14 protein-coding genes are annotated in these 16,620 nt (G+C 63.7%); 7 read left to right on the forward strand and 7 right to left on the reverse strand.

Annotation, left to right across the window (positions count from 1 at the left end; genetic code table 11):
• Positions 1-35 precede the first annotated feature (35 nt).
• The 5 genes from araD to DEM27_RS04865 all read left to right on the forward strand — a co-directional run bounded on the left by araD (position 36) and on the right by DEM27_RS04865 (position 7,627).
• On the forward strand, positions 36-1,775 hold the full coding sequence (araD, locus tag DEM27_RS04845) for an L-arabinonate dehydratase (RefSeq protein WP_109457078.1): 1,740 nt from the start codon (positions 36-38) through the stop codon (positions 1,773-1,775).
• Positions 1,776-1,948: 173 nt separating this feature from the next.
• Entirely contained in the window at positions 1,949-3,541 is a 1,593-nt protein-coding gene (locus DEM27_RS04850) for a PAS domain S-box protein (protein ID WP_245445668.1), read from the forward strand.
• Positions 3,542-3,844: 303 nt separating this feature from the next.
• Positions 3,845-4,696 carry an alpha/beta hydrolase family protein gene (locus DEM27_RS04855; protein WP_109457080.1) on the forward strand — a complete coding sequence of 284 codons (852 nt, stop codon included), beginning with the start codon at positions 3,845-3,847 and terminating at the stop codon, positions 4,694-4,696.
• Between the two features lie 33 nt (positions 4,697-4,729).
• Entirely contained in the window at positions 4,730-6,274 is a 1,545-nt protein-coding gene (locus tag DEM27_RS04860) for an ABC transporter substrate-binding protein (RefSeq protein WP_109457081.1), read from the forward strand.
• Positions 6,275-6,532: 258 nt separating this feature from the next.
• Positions 6,533-7,627: a C45 family autoproteolytic acyltransferase/hydrolase gene (locus tag DEM27_RS04865; RefSeq protein WP_109457082.1), complete on the forward strand. Its 1,095-nt coding sequence runs from the start codon at positions 6,533-6,535 to the stop codon at positions 7,625-7,627.
• Here DEM27_RS04865 and DEM27_RS04870 read toward each other — a convergent pair.
• The 6 genes from DEM27_RS04870 to DEM27_RS04895 are packed head-to-tail and all read right to left on the reverse strand — an operon-like array spanning position 7,608 to position 13,817.
• On the reverse strand, positions 7,608-8,345 hold the full coding sequence (locus DEM27_RS04870; protein ID WP_109457083.1) for an MOSC domain-containing protein: 738 nt from the start codon (positions 8,343-8,345) through the stop codon (positions 7,608-7,610). The genes DEM27_RS04865 and DEM27_RS04870 overlap by 20 nt on opposite strands.
• Before the next feature lie 3 nt (positions 8,346-8,348).
• Positions 8,349-9,218, reverse strand: a complete 870-nt coding sequence (locus DEM27_RS04875) for an alpha/beta hydrolase family protein (protein WP_109457084.1) — start codon at positions 9,216-9,218, stop codon at positions 8,349-8,351.
• A complete protein-coding gene (locus tag DEM27_RS04880; RefSeq protein ID WP_109457085.1) occupies positions 9,215-10,876 on the reverse strand; it encodes an ABC transporter ATP-binding protein in 1,662 nt (553 codons plus the stop codon). The genes DEM27_RS04875 and DEM27_RS04880 overlap by 4 nt, the downstream gene beginning before the upstream one ends.
• A 3-nt stretch (positions 10,877-10,879) precedes the next feature.
• The gene (locus tag DEM27_RS04885) at positions 10,880-11,713 is read right to left on the reverse strand and encodes an ABC transporter permease (RefSeq protein ID WP_109457086.1); all 834 of its coding nucleotides are present in this window, start codon (positions 11,711-11,713) and stop codon (positions 10,880-10,882) included.
• The gene (locus DEM27_RS04890) at positions 11,710-12,651 is read right to left on the reverse strand and encodes an ABC transporter permease (protein ID WP_109457087.1); all 942 of its coding nucleotides are present in this window, start codon (positions 12,649-12,651) and stop codon (positions 11,710-11,712) included. The genes DEM27_RS04885 and DEM27_RS04890 overlap by 4 nt, the downstream gene beginning before the upstream one ends.
• Complete coding sequence (locus DEM27_RS04895; RefSeq protein ID WP_109457088.1) at positions 12,633-13,817, reverse strand: C45 family autoproteolytic acyltransferase/hydrolase; 1,185 nt, start codon at positions 13,815-13,817, stop codon at positions 12,633-12,635. Before DEM27_RS04895 ends, DEM27_RS04890 begins: the two co-directional genes overlap by 19 nt.
• 130 nt (positions 13,818-13,947) lie before the next feature.
• On the opposite strand from DEM27_RS04895, the gene DEM27_RS04900 reads away from it, so the two are divergent.
• Positions 13,948-14,868 (forward strand): GntR family transcriptional regulator, encoded by a 921-nt coding sequence (locus tag DEM27_RS04900; RefSeq protein WP_109457089.1) that lies wholly within the window; start codon positions 13,948-13,950, stop codon positions 14,866-14,868.
• 21 nt (positions 14,869-14,889) lie between these two features.
• Here DEM27_RS04900 and DEM27_RS04905 read toward each other — a convergent pair whose 3' ends face one another.
• On the reverse strand, positions 14,890-16,224 hold the full coding sequence (locus DEM27_RS04905) for an MFS transporter (protein ID WP_109457090.1): 1,335 nt from the start codon (positions 16,222-16,224) through the stop codon (positions 14,890-14,892).
• 98 nt (positions 16,225-16,322) lie between these two features.
• Between DEM27_RS04905 and DEM27_RS33855 the strand changes: the two genes are divergently transcribed.
• The gene (locus DEM27_RS33855) at positions 16,323-16,607 is read left to right on the forward strand and encodes a hypothetical protein (protein WP_165823349.1); all 285 of its coding nucleotides are present in this window, start codon (positions 16,323-16,325) and stop codon (positions 16,605-16,607) included.
• Positions 16,608-16,620: the final 13 nt, after the last annotated feature.

Raw genomic sequence — 16,620 nt, forward strand, 5'->3', positions numbered from 1 at the left:
CGAAACGGCGGCTCGGCATCAACGAGGGCAAGACAATGAAGAAGAAAGCAGAATGGCCCCGCAGGCTGCGGTCGCAGGAATGGTACGGCGGCACCAGCCGTGACGTGATCTATCACCGCGGCTGGATGAAAAACCAGGGCTATCCGCACGACCTGTTCGACGGGCGCCCGGTCATCGGCATCCTCAACACCTGGTCGGACATGACGCCGTGCAACGGCCATCTGCGCGAGCTCGCCGAAAAGGTGAAGGCAGGCGTCTGGGAAGCCGGCGGTTTCCCGCTCGAGGTACCGGTGTTCTCGGCCTCCGAAAATACCTTCCGCCCGACGGCGATGATGTATCGCAACCTCGCCTCCCTGGCTGTCGAGGAAGTCATCCGCGGCCAGCCGATGGACGGCTGTGTGCTGCTGGTCGGCTGCGACAAGACCACGCCGTCGCTGCTGATGGGCGCCGCCTCTGTCGACCTGCCCTCGATCGTCGTCACCGGCGGTCCGATGCTCAACGGCTATTTCCGCGGCGAACGCGTCGGCTCCGGCACGCACCTCTGGAAATTCTCCGAGATGGTCAAGGCCGGCGAGATGACGCAGGCCGAATTCCTCGAGGCGGAAGCCTCGATGAGCCGCTCCTCGGGCACCTGCAACACCATGGGCACCGCCTCCACCATGGCCTCCATGGCCGAAGCACTGGGCATGGCGCTTTCCGGCAATGCCGCCATCCCGGGCGTCGATTCCCGCCGCAAGGTCATGGCGCAGCTCACCGGCCGCCGGATCGTGCAGATGGTCAAGGACGACCTGAAACCCTCCGACATCATGACCAAGCAGGCCTTCGAGAACGCCATCCGCACCAACGCGGCCATCGGCGGCTCGACCAACGCCGTGATCCACCTGCTCGCCATCGCCGGCCGCGTCGGCATCGACCTGACGCTCGACGACTGGGATCGCTGTGGCCGCGACGTGCCGACCATCGTCAACCTGATGCCGTCGGGCAAATATCTGATGGAAGAGTTCTTCTATGCCGGCGGCCTGCCCGTGGTGCTGAAGCGTCTCGGCGAAGCCGGCCTGCTGCACAAGGATGCTTTGACCGTCTCCGGCGAAACCATGTGGGACGAAGTCAAGGACGTCATCAACTGGAACGAGGACGTCATCCTGCCGGCAGAGAAGGCGCTGACGCAATCGGGCGGCATCGTCGTGCTGCGCGGCAACCTGGCGCCGAAGGGCGCCGTGCTGAAGCCGTCGGCCGCCTCGCCGCATCTGCTGGTCCACCGTGGCCGTGCCGTGGTGTTCGAGGACATCGACGACTACAAGGCCAAGATCAACGACGACAATCTCGATATCGACGAGACCTGCGTCATGGTACTGAAGAACTGTGGTCCGAAGGGTTATCCGGGCATGGCGGAAGTCGGCAACATGGGCCTGCCGCCGAAGGTGCTGAAAAAGGGCATCACCGACATGGTGCGTATCTCCGATGCCCGCATGTCGGGCACGGCCTACGGCACCGTCGTGCTGCATACCTCGCCGGAAGCGGCCGTCGGCGGTCCGCTCGCCGTCGTCAGGGATGGCGACATGATCGAGCTCGACGTGCCGAACCGTCGTCTTCATCTCGACATTTCCGGGGAAGAGCTGGCCCGTCGCCTTGCGGAATGGCAGCCGAACCACGAGTTGCCGGAATCCGGTTACGCCTGGCTGCACCAGCAGCAGGTGCAGGGAGCCGATACCGGCGCCGACCTCGGATTCCTCAAGGGATGTCGCGGCAACGCTGTCGGCAAGGACAGCCACTGACGGTCGGTTGCAACCGTTCAAATCGACGAAGAGGCGGGCGAAAGCTCGCCTTTTCGTTGTAGTCTTCCTGCTGAAAAAGTGGCGATTTGACCCAGACCGCCGACCAGAATAAGGTATTGATATCGTAAGAGCCGCGGATGTTTCCGCGCTCCGAGCCGAAGGAGCCTTGTGGGATGGATGAAACGTCACCGACCGGCATGGAGCTACAACCGGAATCGGTTGCATCCCGGCTGGACGTCAGGCTTTTGCGCACGCTTTATGCCATCACCAAGGCCATCTCCAGCGATCTCGATCTCGATCGCATCGTGCAGGTCGTCACCGATGGCGCGACGGAACTCACCGGCGCGAAATACGGCGCCTTCTTCTACAACATCCCCGGCGTCGAAGGGCCGCATTTCAGCCTCTACACGCTGTCCGGCGCGCCGCGCTCGGCGTTCGAGCGGTTTGGCCTGCCGCGCAAGACAGCCGTGTTCGCCCCGACCTTCGACGGCGTCGGCGTGGTACGCTCCGACGATATCCGCCAGGATCCACGTTATGCGAGGAACGAGCCGCTGCAGGGCATGCCGCCGGGCCACCTGCCCGTCGTCAGCTATCTCGCCGTTCCGGTGATCTCCCGCACCGGTGAGGTCCATGGTGGCCTGCTGTTCGGCCACGACCTGCCCGGCATGTTCTCCGACGAACATGAAGAACTGGTGCAGGCCGTCGCCTCGCATGCGGCGATCGCCATCGACAATGCCCGGCTGCTCAGGGCGTCGCAGGCGGAAGCAGAATTGCGGCGCAAGTCGCACGAGTCCGCCGCCCTGCTTGCGGCCATCGTCGAATCGTCGGAAGACGCCATCATCAGCAAGACGCTGGCGGGCACCATCACCAGCTGGAACCGGGGAGCCCAGCATATTTTCGGCTACAGGTCCGAAGAGGCGATCGGCAAGCCGATCACCATTCTCATTCCCGAAGACCGGCTGGAAGAGGAAAAAACCATCCTGGCACGGGTTGGCCAGGGCGAACATGTCCTCCATTTCGAAACGGTGCGCCTGCGCAAGGACGGTGCATCCATCGACATTTCGCTGGCGATCTCCCCCATTCGCGGCAACGACGGCACGATCATCGGCGCGTCGAAGGTGGCACGCGACATTACCGAGCGGAAAAGAGCGGCGGAGCGCCAGGGATTGCTGCTGCGGGAGATGAACCACCGCATCAAGAACCTGTTTGCCCTGACGGGAGGGCTGGTTTCGCTTGCCGCCCGCAGCGCCGAAACGCCGACCGACCTGGCAAGATCGCTGAAGGAACGCCTCACCGCGCTGGCCCGCGCCCATGAGATGACCCTGCCGCCCATGCAATCCGACGGCACGCTGCTCGAAGCCGGCACGACGATCTTCACCCTGCTGAACGCCCTTGTCGCCCCCTACCAGAACAGCAACCGGGACCGCGTTTGCCTTGCCGGCACCGATATGCGCATCGGCGCCGGCAAGGTGACCAACCTCGCCTTGCTGCTGCATGAATTCATGACCAACGCGGCGAAATACGGTTGCCTGTCGACACCGAACGGGCAGTTGCAGGTCGATTGTCAGGTGGAAGACGAAGAACTGCGACTGGAATGGGTCGAGATCGGCGGTCCTCCCGCCCATGCCGCCGAAAATGTCGGCGGTTTTGGCAGCCGTCTCGAAGAGACGCTGAAACGCGGCATGAACGCCATAATCGAGCGCGACTGGCGGGCCAGCGGCCTGATCATCCGCATGACGCTTCCGGCCAGACAATTGCAGGAATAGTGCATGTCGCGCAGAAGTGCGCAGCGCTTTTGCAAAAACGACACGCGGAAACGAAGAGCTGGAGCGTAAGAGCGAAACCGGAAGATCGCGGCGCGCTTTGGTAACTCCCCCTCCCGAAGAAGGCCCGATCTGCCGCACCCCGGCAGGCGCCCTGCCCTGCGTCTCCACTTTCGCCGATCTTCCGTCCTGCCGCCGGGCGTTCGATCATCATGATCGACAGGCTTGTTTTTGCCAGACCTAAAAACGCTTTTCATGCACATAAAATTATGAAATAGTCCCCGTCATCAGGAGGGAACCAATTGCATGCGTAACGTCAGCGGTCACGGCCAGAAACTTTCCTACTACGATTTCGGGCATACAACGGTCTATGCCTCGCGCTTCGATCAGCGCTTTCCTTATTGCGCTTATGTTCCCGATGATTACGAGGAAGACGGCGAAAAGACTTATCCTCTGGCGGTGATCGTGCACGGCACGGAGCGCGGCATGCTGGCCTATCGCGATGCATTCGCCGATTTTGCCGAGGCCAACGGCGTCATCGTCCTCGCCCCGCTCTTTCCCGCCAACATCTGCTTTCCCGGTGATCTTTCATCCTACAAAATGCTGAGGGACGGTGACCTGCACTATGATGCCGTCATGCTCGATATGATCGCCGAGATGCAGGAGAAATACCGCATCGAAGGCGACCGGGTGATGATGTACGGCTTCTCCGGCGGCGGCCATTTCACCCACCGGTTCTTCTATCTCCACCCGGAACGGCTGATGGCCGCCTCGATCGGCGCGCCCGGCGTCGTGACCCTGCTCGACTTCGACCATGACTTCTGGGTCGGCGTACGCGACTTCGAAAAGGTCTTCGGCAAGGCGATAAACCTGGGAGAAATGCGCAAGGTCGCGGTGCAGATGGTCATCGGCGGCAACGACCTGGAGACCTGGGAGATCACCATCACCCCCGACGACGCCTGGTACATGCCGGGCGCCGAGCTCGCCGGCGCCACGCGCAACGACCGCATGCGGGCGCTGAAACACAGCTTCGAGAAGCACGGCATTTCCGTACGCCACGACATCGTGCCGGGCATCGCCCATGACGACCGGGAGCTGATCGGCAAGGTCAAGGACTTCTTTGCAGAAACGCTGGGCGCAATCCGCGCGCGCTCCTGACGATAACAAAGCGGGGAACAATCGGAGACAACCATGAACCGGACATTCTTGATTTCGACGGCATTGGCAGCGGGTCTGCTGTTTGGTGCCGGGGCGCAGGCCAATACGCTGAACATCCGCATCAATGCCGACATCCGCGGAACGGAAGGCCTTAACCGCGATGCCAACACCGACACCATCCTGCACCACATATTCGAGACGCTGGTCGGCTTCCGCGACGACCTGACCATCGGCCCGGCGCTCGCCGAAGCCTGGACGGTCTCGGACGACGGCAAGACCTACACCTTCACCATCCGCGACGGCGCGACCTTCCACAACGGCGATTCCGTTACTTCCGCCGACGTCAAGTGGAACTGGGACCGGCGCGTCGCGGCAGGCGCCGAGTGGTTCTGCAACGCCTTCTTCGACGGTTCGCAGGGACTGAAGGTCGAGGCGGTGGAAACGCCCGATCCGCGCACCGTCGTCTTCAAGATCGCCGAGCCGAATGCGCTGTTCCTGGCACAGCTCGCCAACATTCAATGCAACGGCTGGGTCGCCAGCCCGAAGAATGTCGGCGCCGACGGCAAGTGGATCGCTGACAGCGCCATCGGCAGCGGTTCCTTCAAGCTGAAGGAATGGCAGAAGGGCCAGTACGTCACTCTGGAAAAATACGCCGACTACAAGCCGCTGAAGGAAAAGGCGAGCGGTTACGCCGGTGATCGCACGGCTTTGGTCGACGAAGCGAAATTCATGATCATTCCGGATACTTCGGCCGCCGAAACCGCGCTGTTTGCCGGCGAAGTCGACGTATTGCCGAATTTCGAATCGCAACGCATCGAGGACGCCAAGAGCCGCGGCCTGCAGGTGATGACCACCGCCGGGCTGTCGCTGACGCCGCTGCTGATCCAGACCAACGATCCCCTGATGTCGAACGTCAAGCTGCGCCAGGCGATTGCCCACGCCATCGATTTCAAGCAGATCGCGGCTGCCCGCACAGCGGGGCTTGCAGAATTCAACCCCTCCGGCGTGCCGCAGGCCAGCGCCTTCTTCGATCAGGATTTCCTGAAGTGGCCCGATTACAACCCGGAAACCGCCAAGGCGCTGCTGGCCGAGGCCGGCTACAAGGGCGAGACGATCAAGATCCAGACCAACACCCGCTACCAGGGCATGTATGAAAACAGCGTTCTCGTGCAGGCGATGCTGGCCGGCGCCGGCATCAATGCCGAACTGGAAGTGCTGGATTGGGCCGCCCAGCTCGACAACTATCTTGCCGGCAAGTTCCAGATGCAATCCTTCGGTTATTCCGCCCGCCTCGACCCCTCGCAGTTCTACGGCATCATCATCGGCGACAAGAAGACCGATCTCACGGCGCAGTGGGGCAGCACGGAGGCCTACGACCTCTATCTCAAGTCGACGAAGACCACCGACTTCGAGGAGCGCAAGGCGATCTTCAAGCAGATCCACGAGCTGATGGCAAAGGACGTGCCGATCCTCGGCCTCTATTACGAGCCGGTGGTCGCCGCAGTCGGTGCCAAGATCGAAGGTTACGCCGTCTGGCCGGCCGACAAGGAGCGGGCCTGGGGCGTGAAGAAGAACTGAGGTTTCGTCTTAAGCGCAGGCCGAAGGCGGGAAGTGTCCTGCCTTCGGCTGTAACTACGGTTGAGGCTGAAGCTTGCCCTCCTTCCGACGTCGTCCACGGGCTTGTTCCGAGGGCGAAGGGTGGGGTTTCCGATGGTGTCCAACCCGGGGCATCATCACGGATTACAGTTCCACGTTTTGCTCCGCTGCAGTAGGGTCCGCAACCATGACCGGCGCCTATGCCTTGCCGGAAGCGTAGCCATAATTCCGGAGGAAACCATGCATACCAAAGACCTGCCGATCGTCGATTGCCCCAGGGCACCGCTTGCCCGCGGGCGGGCGCATGGCGAAGCCTTGCGCGGCGTCATCACCGAAAAGATCGAGCGCTGGCAGGCGGCCATCGGCAAGTCCTACGGCCAGCCGGCCGGAACGTTCCTGCCGGCTTTCCTCTCCGCCACCGATTTTCGCGCCGCCACGGCAGAATTCATACCCGACCTCCTGGAAGAGGTCCAGGGCATCGCCGAAGGCGCCGGCATTGCGGAAGAGACGGCTTTCGCCCTGCAACTGATGGACGAGGAATGGTGGTTCGGCAGGGCAAAGGGCGACGGCCATTGCAGCAGCCTGGCGATCGCGCCTTCCGACGGCCAGCCGACGCTGGTCGGCCAGACCATGGACCTGCCGCGCTGGCACGACCAGGCACAAGCACTGCTGCGGCTCGAAGGCGACGATGACGAAACGCTGGTCTACACCTCCGCCGGCATGGTCGGCCTGATGGGGGTTTCCAGCCGCGGCCTCGGCATCTGCGTCAACACCTTGTCGCAACTCGCCACCAGCCGGCGCGGCCTTCCGGTCGCCTTTGCCATGCGCGGCGCACTGGCCCAGGCGAATGCCGAAGCGGCCGCGACATTTCTTTCGCGTGTGCGCCACGCTTCCGGCCAGAACTACCAGATCGGCGACCGGCAAGGCGTCCGCACGCTCGAATGCTCCGCCGGCGGCGCTGCCGTGCTGACGGTCGAGAACGGCCGGTCGCTGCATACCAACCATCCGCTCGCCAGCACCGACGCCGCTCCCGGCGCCAAGATGGAAGGCAGCAGCAATTCGCGAAACCGGCTGCGCAGCCTCCACACCGATTTCGCCCGCAACAAGCCGGTCGATCTCGACAGGATCAAGGCAGCGCTGTCCGCCTGCCGCAAAGGCGGCGCGGTATCGATCGTGCCGAAAGGCCCGGCGAACGCGCGCACGAAACTCGGCCTGATGAAATCGATGACGGTCGGCGCCGTCATCTACGAAATCGGCAAGGCCGTATCGCTCTCCGTTGCCGCCGGCCCGCCGAGCGTCGAGGGTTGGAAGAAGATCACGCTTCGGCAAGGTTGAGACGGTCGCCGACACGAATCGTCGCCGTGCCCTCCACCTTGCAGAGAGCGCCAAAGCCGCCCTGCCCGTGCTGGCTGATCTTGTGCAGGACCGCCGGCAGGAAAGACAGATGTCCTTGCGCCAGCGCCGTGAAGGTGCAGCGGGCGCAGGGTTCGGTGAAGGTGATTTCCGCATCGCCGACGACGAGTTTCCGGCCGATCAGCTGATGCTCGACCAGACCGCTGAAACCCGGCTCCGTCTCGACGACGATGTTGGGGCGGAAGCGGCGCGGATGCACCTCCTCCGGCTTGCCGAGAAGATCGCCGAGCTCGCGCATCGAGGCGGTGGTCAACAGGTGGATGTCGGCGCGCTGGTAGCGGGGTGCCACCTTGCCCTCGCCTTCCGATCCGAAGGGCACATGCGGCTTGAAGGCGGCCGGGAAATCCAGGAAGCGGCTGGCCATGTCCTCCGCCTCGGCGCTCTCGACGGCAAACCAGTCGCCTTCGCCGTTGCCCACCTCGATGCCGCTCGCGCCGATCCGCGATTGCAGGTTCGGCAGGGGTCGCCAGGGCTTGCGGTTTTCCGGCGCGGCAATCGCGCCGCTTTCCTTCTCGACGATGCCCCAGAGCCGGTCATGCTCGAGGCCGCCGGGGGCAAGCAGCGCCTCCTGCATCTGTTCGCCTCCCATGGAACTGACCGGATAACGCCAGATTTCGATGATGCGGCCAAGCGATTGCATCTGTCACCCTTTCCTTGCATTGGCGAGGACCGTGGCAAACCAGTCCTGCACGGCGGCCACCATCGCCCGGCCGTCATGGCCGACGCCGGGAACGATATCCTGCCTCACACCTATACCATGGGATTCGAGGTTTTGGCGCAAGGCCGCCAGACGCTCCAGCCGATTGGCCTCCGCCAGGCCTTCGGCGCCCGCCATCCACCAGCTGTCCTGCGGGGTGAGGCGGATTTCCCAGGTCTCCTTGTCCTCGCCGCCGATCACCATATGCACCGGCACGTGCCGCATGGCGTCGATATCCAGCCGCTTGCCGAACACCGTTTCGAAATTGCGCACGCCAACCCAGAAATCATGGTCGGGATCGAGTAGCGTCACGATACCGGGCGCGCCGATCGAGACACCGAGCAGACGTTCGGGATGGATGAAAAGAAAACGATGGGCGAAATGGCCGCCGCCGGAAAAGCCGTGCAGCAGGAAACGCTGCGACCGCAGCCGATAGCGTTCCGCCACTTCCGCCACCATGTCGAGCAGCACGAGGTCATAGGCGATGCCGCCGTGGCGGATCAGCTTGTAGCTCGAAAGTTCCCCGGGCGTTGACATGCCGGCCGGAAACAGCGGCGCGAGGATGATGACGCGCTCGCGCTCGGCAAAATCCGCAAAACCGTTGCGATAGGTCTCCGCCCAGCGCGCCGTGCCGTGGACGAGTACGACAAGATCGAGGGCCTCGCTGCCCTGTTCGTCATAATCGCGCGGCACGCAGAGGCAATAGGACAGCCGCGGCTCCAGGCGGCTGGCGAAATAGGGCGTGCGGCCGCGATCGTAATAACCGAGGCGGCCGGCCGTGCCGCCTTCCCGCAACGGCGGTGGCGCGAAGATCATGAGCCGGCCACCTGTTTCTGTGCTGCACCGCCGGCAAAGCTGCGGTCCAGCAGCATGGCGGCATCGAGCAGACGCCGTGTATAGGCATGCTGCGGCCGGTCGAAGACATCGTCGCGCCCGCCGATCTCGACGATGCGGCCGTTTTCCATCACGGCGACCCGGTCGGCCACCTGCTCCACGGCGCCGAGATCGTGGGAAACGAACAGGCAGGCGAAACCGTAGCGCGCCTGCAGGTCGCGGAACAGTTTCAGGATCTGCTTCTGCACCGTCATGTCCAGCGCCGAGACCGGCTCGTCGGCAACCACGAAGGCCGGACGGCTGACGATGGCGCGGGCGATCGCCACGCGCTGGCGCTGACCGCCGGAGAGCTGGTGCGGAAAGCGCCGGGCGAATTCCGGCGCCAGGCCGACTTCGGCGAAGACCTCCCTCACCCGCTCCTGCCGCTGCCGGCGGTCCATCTTTGCATCGAGCCTCAACGGCTCCTCGACGATATCGGCAATGCGCTGGCGCGGATCGAGCGAGGAATAGGGGTCCTGAAAGACGATCTGGATCGCCTGCCGCAGGCTGCGGCTGGCCGCGTCACGTCCGTAAGCCAGCGGCTGGCCGCGAAACTGCATCGTTCCGGAGGACGGCGTGACCAGGCCGACGATCGCCCGGCCGAGCGTCGTCTTGCCGGAGCCGGAAGCGCCGACCAGCGCCAGCGTCTCGCCCGTGTTGATCGTCAGGTCGGCGCCGTGGACGGCGCGTTTTCCTTCCGTCCGGCCAAACAGCCTGGCGCGGCCGGGATAATCGATGACGACGTCTTTCAGCTCGATCAGCGGTTCGCCGGTCGCCCCCGCGGAACGAATGCCGCCGGCGCTACGTCGCGGCAGGGCATCGACAAGGCGCCTGGTATAGTCGTGTTTCGGCGCATGCAGCACCTCGGTGCTGTCGCCCTGCTCCACCGCCCTGCCCTTGTGCATGACGACGACGTTGCGGACATAATGCGAGACCATGCCGAGATCGTGGCTGATCAGCAGCACGGAGGTGTTGTTCTCCCGGGTCAGTTCCACCATCAGGTCGAGCACGTCGCGCTGAATCAGCGTGTCGAGCGCCGTCGTCGGCTCGTCGGCGATCAGCAGCGCCGGCTTCAGCAGCATGACGGAGGCGAGCATGATGCGCTGGCGCATGCCGCCGGAAAATTCGTGCGGATAGGCGGCAAGACAGCGCTCGGGGTTCTGGATGCGGATGCGCTCCAGCATGGCTAGGCTGCGGTCGCGGATCTCGGCCTTGCCGAGCTTGCGGTGCAGCGCCAGCCCTTCGGCCATCTGCCGGCCGATGGTCATCGACGGGTTGAGCGACACCATCGGCTCCTGGAACACCATGCCGATCTCGGCGCCACGGATGTCGCGCAGCTTCGCCGGCGGCAATCCGGTCAGCTCGGTATCGCGCAGGCGGATGCGGCTCTCCGGTGTTACCTGAAAGGGCGGCGGCAGCAGGCCGAGCACGGAGCGCGCCGCCATGGTCTTGCCGGAGCCGGATTCGCCGACGAGAGCCAGCATCTCGCCGGCCGGCAGCCTAAAATTCAGGTCGTCGACGACCTTGACTCCGATCGTCCCGACCCGGACGGAGAGGTTCTCGACGGTCAGCACGGCCTGCTTTTCGTTTGTCGCAGCCATGTTTCAATCCTGCATCTTCGGGTCGAGCCAGTCGCGCACCGCATCGCCGAGGAGGTTCACGCCGAGCAGCGTGATCGAGATGCAAAGGCCGGGCAGAATGATGATATGCGGCGCCTGGTTGATGTAGGGGCGGCCGGTGGACAGCATATTGCCCCAACTCGGCGCCGGCGGCGGCACGCCGAGGCCGAGGAAGGAGAGCGCGCTTTCCGACAGCACCACCCAGCCGAACATCGTCGTCGCTAGCACCATGATCGGCGCGATGCAATTCGGCAGCACATGCCGCAGCATGGTGACGATCTCGCTGTTGCCCATCACCCGCGAGGCCTCGACGAATTCCCGCTCGCGGATCGACAGCACCGTGCCGCGCACGACGCGCACGGCGACCGGCACGTAGGCGATGCCGAGGGCGATGATGATGCCGTTGCGGCTGGCGCCGAACACCGCCATGAAGCCGAGCGCCAGCAGCAGGCCGGGAAAGGCGAGCAGCGCATCGTTGACCATCATCAGGATACGGTCCGTCCAGCCGCGCAGGAAGCCGGCGAGAATGCCGAGGATCGTGCCGAAGACGATGGCGAAGACGACGGTGGAGAAAGCAATCCAGGCGCTGGTCCGCGCCCCGTACATCAACCGGCTGAGCATGTCGCGGCCGAACTCGTCGGCGCCGAGCAGGTGGCTGGCGGACGGCCCCTTGAGGCGGGAAAGCAGGTCGAGCTTCAGCGGATCGTAGGGCGCGAGCCAGGGGCCGAAGACGGCGACGAACAGGAGCAGGCCGACGAGGAGAATGCCGATGAGGCCGTTGAAACGCAATGCGGGAAAACCGAGCGCCCGAGCGATCATGCCGTCACCCTTGGATCGAGAAGCGGATAGAGGAGATCGACCAGCAGGTTGACCACCACATAGATGAAGGCGGTGAACAGCATGCAGCCCTGCACCACCGGATAGTCGCGGGCATAGATGCCGTCCACCAGCATGCGGCCGAGGCCGGGAATGGTGAAGACGGTCTCGATGACGGCGATGTTGGCGAGCAGACTGCCGAGAACGAGGCCGATGAGGGTCATCGTCGGCGCAAAGGCGTTCTTGAAGGCGTGGCGCCACATCACCGTTGCCTCCGACAGGCCCTTGGCGCGGGCATGGGTGATATATTCCAGCCGCGCCACCTCGATGGTGCTGGCCCGCGCCATGCGGGTGATCGAGCCGGATTCCACCAGCACCAGCGTCACCACCGGCATGATGATGTAGAGCAGCGCGCTGCCGAAATCGCGGCTGAACGGCACATAACCGACCACGGGCAGCCAGCCGAGCTGCAGGCCGAAGATCAGCAGCAGCATCAGCCCCAGCCAAAAGCTCGGAATGGAGAGCAGCAGCGTCGATGTGGCGATGACGGCGATATCGCCGGCGCGGTTCTGCCGCCAGGCGGCGAACATGCCGGCGGGAACGGCGATGAAGGTGGCGAAGAAGACGGCAACGAGAACGATGGTTGCCGAAACGGAGAAGCGTTCGAGGATCAGCGGCAGCACCGGCTGCCGCGTCGAGATCGACTGGCCGAAATCGCCGGTCAGCACATTGCCGAGCCAGTAGAGATATTGCAGCGCGATCGGCTGGTCGAGGCCCATCTCCCGCCGCAAGGCTTCCACCTGGCCGGGCTGGGCGAGATCGCCCAGCATCAGCGTCGCCGGATCGCCCGGGATCATCCGCATCAGGGCGAAAACGGCGACCGAGACGAGGAAGAGGGTCGGGATCGACGATGCGATCCGGGTCAGGATGAAGCGGACCATCGTTTGCCTTTCCCGACTGCATCGACGGTTGCACCGGCCGCCTTTGCAAGCGTCGCCTCATCCATGGCCAGTTCGTAGCGCGTAAAAGTGCGGTTCAGCGCCGGCAGCGGCGCGATGTCCATGTAGCCCTTGGCCGGTTCGCAGATGATCATCGCCACGGTGGCGGAGAGATTGCCGCCCTCCTTCGCCAGCGGCGCGCGGCAGACGCAGAAGGGAGCGCCGAAATCGTCGAAAAACGCACGTTTCAGGTCATCGGCACCCAGCTTCTCACCGCCCTCCTTCAGCACCTTCCAGACGCGCTGGTCGCGGTAGAGGCTGTCGGGAACGCTGGCGAGGCCGGTTTCCTTGAGTTTGGAGAGCGCCACGCCGCTCTGCCAGTGGTTGGCATGGACGATCATGCCGTTTTCCGGATAGATCGGGAACACCTCGTCCGGGGCGCATTCGAGATCGACGGCAAAACCTTCCGCCGTCGACAGCATCATGTTGTTCGAGCCGGATTTCGGCGTGATGGCGACGACGCGCAGCGCCAGGGCGAAATGTTGCGCCTCCAGCGCCCGGCGGCGGATGAACGGCAGCGGGATGCCCATGTCGCGATAGTCGCGCTCGCTTTCGAGATAGTTGGCGGTGATGGTGATGCCGGCGGAATTGAAACCGCTGCGCGCCAGGCCGCCTGCCTCGGTAAACGTCAGGATGTCGGGACCGTCGTCGCGCAGGATGCGCAGCACGATCGAGCTATCGGCGCATTCGGCCCGCCAATCCCAGTTCTGGCCATGGATGACCGTGCCTTCCTGCGTCGCCTCCGGCAGCAGCACGGCGCCCGTGCAGCCGTCGGGATCGTCGTCGCCGACGCCGGCTTCGAGCCGGGCGAGCTGCAGCACCTCGGTGCGCGCATTGATCAATACGATCGCGGACAGGCTGATCCCCGCCCCTTCGGCGATGCCTTCCATCTCCGTCACCAGATCCGGCGCCCATTCGCGGACCCGCGGCAGGAAGGCCGTGACCAGCCGCTCGATATTGGCGTCGTCGAAGCCGAGCCGGTGAAGCTGATCGGTATAGAGGCCGGCGGACAGCAGGATGCGCTCGCGCGCCTTCTCGCCATACATCCGGCCGCGCTCCCGCGGCGATCCGCTGATTTCAACGAGGGGAAAGGGAGTGATCTCTGCCATAGCTCTGCCTTGTTGTCTGTCTTTTTTCGAGCATAATGCATTTTGGTGAAATGAAAAGCACTAAAATTGAGAAACGAGGGGGTCGCGCTGCGTTGTGTTCGCGGTATAATGCAGCAAAGACGGGGGCCTCATGGACGTTATGGATAGTCAGGACACGGAGCAGGCGGATGGGCCGAGCACGCTGCAGCTCGATCTCGCCCGCCGGATCATCGACAGGATCCGCGATGCGGAAATGAGCGTCGGCACGCGGATCTCGGCGCCGGAACTGGCCCGGCTCTTCGGCGTCTCGCGTTCGCCGATATCGGGCGCGCTGGAGCTTCTGGTTGGAAAAGGCGTGCTGCAGCCGATGGAGAAACGCGGTCTCAGACTGGCGCGCGACATCTCGACATTGGACCTCAGCGAAATCCTGCCGAACTCACCGATCGAGGAGCTTTACCGGCAGATGCTGCGCGAGCGGGCGCAGGACCAGCTGCCGCAGGAGGTTTCCGAAGCGGAGCTGATGCCGCGCTACGGCGTCTCGCGCGGCATCGTGCGCAAGCTTCTGATGCGATTTGCCGCCGAAGGCCTGGCGCAGCGCCTGCCCGGCCACGGCTGGCGCTTCGTCGATACGCTGGTGGGCGACGACGCCTATCGCGAAAGCTACGAATTCCGCGCCATCGTCGAATGTTCGGCGCTGCGTACGCCGAATTTCAAGGTGGATGCCGAGGTTGCCGCACAGATCCGCCGCTCGCACGAACGCATCCTGCGCGATCCCGCCAGCCGCTCGGGCAGCGACGAATGGTTCCGCGTCAACGCCTTCTTTCACGAAAACCTCGCCGGCTTTTCCGGCAACCGGTTCCTGACCGACGCCATCCGCCACCAGAACAACCTGCGCCGCATGCAGGAATCCGCCGCCTTCTTCGAACTGCCGGCGGAGCGCATCGAACAGTCGTGCCGCGAACACCTGGCTATCTTGGGAGCGGTGGAAGACGGCAATCTGGAATGGGCCGAGGCGCTGCTGCGCCAGCATCTGAAGCAGGCCTCGGAATACGGATTGAGCAAGGCGGGCTGATCGCCCGCCCTGATTGACGGCTCACGCGTCGCGTGCCTTGAGCTTTTCATTGAAGGCTAGCGCAAGCAGGGTACAGGCGGCGCCCGACAGCAGGTAGTAGCCGACGAATGGCAGGCCGAAGCTGCTGGACAGGCTGAGCGCGACGAGCGGCGCAAAACCGGCGCCGATCAGCCAGGAGAGATCCGATGTCAGCGCCGCGCCGGTGTAGCGATAGGCGCGGCCGAAACGGGACGACACCGAGCCGGCGGCCTGGCCAAAGGAAAGACCGAGCACGCCGAAGCCGATGATCACGAACGCGTCCTGGCCGCTATTGCCGCCGGCGAGCAGCATCGGACCGATGAAGCTGAAGATGGCGATGATGATGGCACAGACGGCCAATTGCCCGCGGCGGCCGATGCGATCGGCCAGCAGTCCCGACACGATAATGCCGAGAATGCCGACGGCGGCGCCGACGACCTGCACCGCCAGGAACGTGCCGATCGGCTGGTCGCCGAACAGGTTCATCCAGCCGAGCGGGAAGATGGTCACCAGGTGGAACATGGCGAAGCTCGCCAGCGGCACGAAAGCGCCGATGAGGATGTCGCGCCCATGGACCCGGATCACTTCGGGGATCGGCGTCGCCGACAGTTCGTTCTGCTCCAGAAGCGTGCCGAATTCCCTGGTCATCACCAGCCGCAGCCGGGCGAACAGCGCCACGACGTTGATGGCGAAAGCGACAAAGAAGGGATACCGCCAGCCCCAGCTCAAAAAGTCCTCGCTGGAAAGATTGGCGACGAAATAGCCGAACAGGGTGCTGGCAAGCGCAAAGCCGATCGGCGCACCAAGCTGCGGGATCATCGCGTACCAGCCGCGGCGGTTCTCCGGCGCATTGAGGGCGAGCAGCGAGGCAAGCCCGTCCCACGCCCCGCCGAGGGCAAATCCCTGGCCGAGGCGGAACAGCGCCAGCAGATAGATCGACCAGACGCCGATGACGTCATAACCCGGAAGAAAGGCGATCGATGCCGTCGAACCGCCGAGAACGAACAGGGCAATGGTGAGCTTCGTGCCGCGCCCATACCAGCGGTCGACGGTCATGAAGACGATCGACCCGACCGGGCGGGCGATGAAGGCCAGCGAGAAGATGGCGAAGGAATAAAGCGTCGCGGTCAGCGCATCGGGTGCAAAGGGAAAGACCAGCTTTGGAAACACCAGAACCGAAGCAAGCCCGAAGACGAAGAAATCGAAAAACTCCGACATCCGGCCGATGATGACACCGATCGCGATGCTGCCGGGAGAGACGGGCTTGTCATCATGGATGCGGCGTGCGTCGCGCTCCAGGGTCGATGACGAAGGCCCGAAATGTGTGGTCGAACTCATGATAAAACGCCTCCCTCGTTTCCAAGGCGCCTGCGACAAAGCACCTCATCGGCGATGATGAACAAACTCATGGACTTATCAAGTCCGCAGACGCGAAATTGTTCATCAATTTTTCTACGCCGGCCAGCATAAGTCCCGAGAAGCCGCAAACGGCGAAAAACCCTCGTTTCGGACTGGTCTGCCATGCAGATGCGCTCTATCTTATCCGCACGAATGGACGGCGCCGCACGAAAACCTTCGATTTTATTCAGGTTTTCGCAAAAGTGGCCATGGAGTGGCTTCTGTCGCAGCGCGGCAAATTGCTGCAGTGCGACCAAACACCTCATATTCCTAGTCGTTCCAGTGCTTTAGTCGCGGACGGAACGAAACAACAAGAGCTTTGAGCCGTGCAAAAAT

This window comes from Rhizobium album, assembly GCF_003122325.1.
Classification (GTDB): Bacteria; Pseudomonadota; Alphaproteobacteria; order Rhizobiales; family Rhizobiaceae; genus Metarhizobium; species Metarhizobium album.